At 64.9% G+C, this 3,060-nt stretch carries 3 protein-coding genes and 1 pseudogene; all 4 read left to right on the forward strand.

What is annotated here, in order from left to right:
- A pseudogene (locus tag EOA60_RS26125) lies at nucleotides 1-356 on the forward strand (hypothetical protein); the annotation flags it as partial.
- A gap of 9 nt (nucleotides 357-365) precedes the next feature.
- Nucleotides 366-1,766 carry a UDP-N-acetylmuramoyl-L-alanine--D-glutamate ligase gene (murD, locus tag EOA60_RS26130; RefSeq protein WP_095783819.1) on the forward strand — a complete coding sequence of 467 codons (1,401 nt, stop codon included), beginning with the start codon at nucleotides 366-368 and terminating at the stop codon, nucleotides 1,764-1,766.
- The gene (ftsW, locus tag EOA60_RS26135; protein ID WP_067329044.1) at nucleotides 1,766-2,917 is read left to right on the forward strand and encodes a putative lipid II flippase FtsW; all 1,152 of its coding nucleotides are present in this window, start codon (nucleotides 1,766-1,768) and stop codon (nucleotides 2,915-2,917) included. Before murD ends, ftsW begins: the two co-directional genes overlap by 1 nt.
- A 6-nt stretch (nucleotides 2,918-2,923) precedes the next feature.
- A partial coding sequence (locus EOA60_RS26140) for a glycosyltransferase (RefSeq protein WP_206628241.1) occupies nucleotides 2,924-3,060 on the forward strand: 137 nt, incomplete at its 3' end.

Genomic DNA, 3,060 nt, shown 5'->3' on the forward strand with positions numbered 1-3,060 from the left:
ATCCAGAAGCGGATCACCACCTGGCTCTCGGTCCAGCCGAGCTTTTCGAAATGGTGATGGATCGGTGCCATCAGGAAGACGCGCTTGCCATGGGCGGCCTGATCGGCACCATCGCTGTCGCCACCAAGCACGAGATCGTGCTGGTCATTGTCGGCGGCCTGTTCGTGGTGGAGATCCTGTCGGTCATCATTCAGGTCGGCTACTTCAAGATGACCGGCAAGCGCGTCTTCCTGATGGCACCGATCCATCACCATTTCGAAAAGCTCGGCTGGACCGAGAGCCAGGTGGTGATCCGCTTCTGGATCATCGCCGTCATCCTGGCGCTGGTCGGCCTCTCCACCCTCAAGCTCAGATAGGATGCCCGCTTGATCGCCGCCGCTTCCTTTGCAGGCAAACGCGTTTCGCTCTTCGGGCTCGGCGGATCGGGGATTGCGACCGCGCATGCGCTGATCGCCGGCGGCGCCGAGATCCTCGCCTGGGACGACAATCCGGACAGCGTCGCCAAGGCGGCAGCCGCCGGGATCGCGACCGGCGACCTGCGCGGCGCCGACTGGTCGCGCTTTGCGGCCTTCGTCCTGTCGCCCGGGGTGCCGCTCACGCATCCGAAGCCGCACTGGACGGTGGAACTGGCGCGCGGCGCCGGCGTCGAGGTGATCGGCGACATCGAGCTGTTCTGCCGCGAGCGCATCCAGCGCGCGCCGGCCGCACCCTTCGTCGCGATCACCGGCACCAACGGCAAGTCGACGACCACGGCGCTGACGGCGCATATCTTGAAGTCGGCCGGACGCGACACCCAGATGGGCGGCAATATCGGCCGCGCCATCATGACGCTCGATCCGCCCGAGGCCGAACGGCACTATGTGGTGGAGTGCTCTTCCTACCAGATCGATCTCGCGCCCTCGATCAATCCGACCGCCGGCATCCTGCTCAATCTGACGCCCGACCATCTCGACCGCCACGGCACCATGGCGCATTACGCCTCGATCAAGGAAAGGCTGGTCGCCGGCAGCGACACCGCGATCATCGGCGTCGACGATTCCTGGTGCGCCCAGATCGCCGACCGGCTGGAGCGGGCAGGCCGGCAAGTGATCCGCATTTCCAAGCGCCTGCCGCTGACCGACGGCTATTTCGCTGACGGCACGAATCTGATGGAAGCCGTGCACGGTCGCTACAGCCGCATCGCATTCCTGGAAGGCATCGGCTCGCTGCGCGGCCAGCATAATGCGCAGAACGCGCTCGCCGCCGTGGCCGCCTGCCTCAGGGTCGGGCTGGAACTCGGCGAGATCCAGGCGGGGCTGGAAAGCTTCCCGGGGCTGGCGCACCGCATGGAGCAGGTGGGCCGCAAGGATCATGTGCTGTTCGTCAACGATTCCAAGGCGACCAATGCCGATGCGGCGGCTCCCGCGCTGTCGAGCTTCAACCGCATCTATTGGATCGCAGGCGGCCTACCCAAGGAAGGCGGGATAGAGCCGCTGCGCGGTTTCTTCCCACGCATCGCCAAGGCCTATCTGATCGGCGAGGCCGCTCCCGCTTTCGCCGCCACGCTCGGCGAGGCGGTGCCTTACGAAATTTCCGGAACGTTGGCGGCCGCGGTCGAGCACGCCGCCCATGACGCCGCGGGCGACACCGGCGGCGAGGCCGTCGTCCTGCTTTCGCCGGCCTGCGCCAGTTTCGACCAGTTCAAGAATTTCGAGGTTCGCGGCGAAGCCTTCAGGCAAGCTGCGACTGCTATTGATGGGGTGAAACCCATCGGAGGGCCACGTTGATGCAAAGCCGTCTCGACAAAAGTCCGGTCGCAACCTGGTGGTGGACGATCGATCGCTGGTTCCTGGCGGCATTCCTGTCGCTGATGGGGCTCGGCATCGTCTTGTCCTTCGCCGCAAGCCCGGCGGTCGCCGAGCGCATCGGTCTCGACAGCTTCCACTTCGCCACAAGACAGATCATCTTCACCATCCCGGCGCTCGTCGTGATGCTCGCGGTTTCCTTCCTGGAAGCGCGACAAATAAGGCGCATGTCGCTGGCGATGATCTGCATCATGCTGGTGCTGATGGTGGCGGTTCTCTATATCGGCGTCGAGGTGAAGGGCGCGCGGCGCTGGGTATCGCTCGCCGGGCTCTCGATCCAGCCGTCCGAGTTCCTGAAGCCGGCCTTTGTCATCATTTGCGCCTGGCTGTTTGCCGAGCACAAGCGCCAGCCAGACATTCCCGGCAATCTGTTCGCCATGCTGCTGCTGGCCTTGGTGATCTCGCTGCTGATCGCGCAGCCGGATCTCGGCCAGACCATGCTGGTGCTGGGCACCTGGGGCGTGATGTTCTTCATGGCCGGCCTGCCGTGGTTCTGGATCGTCGCGCTGGGGGCTGCCGGCGTCGGCGGCGTGTTCGCGGCCTATACAGTGTTTCCGCATGTGGCCGCCCGCATTGACAAGTTCCTCACCGGCGAAGGCGACACTTTCCAGGTCGACATGGGCCGCGAGGCGCTGATCAATGGCGGCTGGTTCGGCGTCGGCCCAGGCGAGGGCACGGTGAAGCGGGTCATCCCCGACAGCCACGCCGACTTCGTGTTTTCGGTCGCGGGCGAGGAGTTCGGGCTGATCATGTGCTTCTTCATCATGTCGATTTTCGCTTTCATCGTGCTGCGCGGATTGAGCATCGCGCTCAAGGAGCATGACGACTTCACCCGTTACGCCGTCGGCGGGCTCGTCACCATTTTCGGCTTGCAGTCGGCCATCAACATGTGCGTGAACCTACAGTTGATGCCGGCCAAGGGCATGACGCTGCCCTTCATTTCCTACGGCGGCTCCTCGCAGATCGCGATTGCCGTCTCGATGGGCATGGTGCTGGCGCTGACGCGCAGGCATCCCGAAAAGCGCAAGCAGATTGGCTACGCCTTCTCGCAGCGCGCCATGCCGGCGGAATGAGGCGGGATGTCGAGGGGTGTCATCCTGCTGGCGGCCGGCGGAACGGGCGGACATCTGTTCCCAGCCGAGGCGCTTGCGCATGAGCTGATCGAGCGGGGCTGGGAGGTGCATCTTGCCACCGACCGCCGCGCGGAGCGCTACTC

This window comes from Mesorhizobium sp. M1A.F.Ca.IN.020.06.1.1 (genome assembly GCF_004023265.1).
In the GTDB taxonomy this organism is placed as follows: domain Bacteria; phylum Pseudomonadota; class Alphaproteobacteria; order Rhizobiales; family Rhizobiaceae; genus Mesorhizobium.

Excerpts from the sequence above, each read along its gene's own strand:
- ftsW (WP_067329044.1), top strand. The coding sequence starts at position 1,766 with ATGCAAAGCCGTCTCGACAAAAGTCCGGTCGCAACCTGGTGGTGGACG.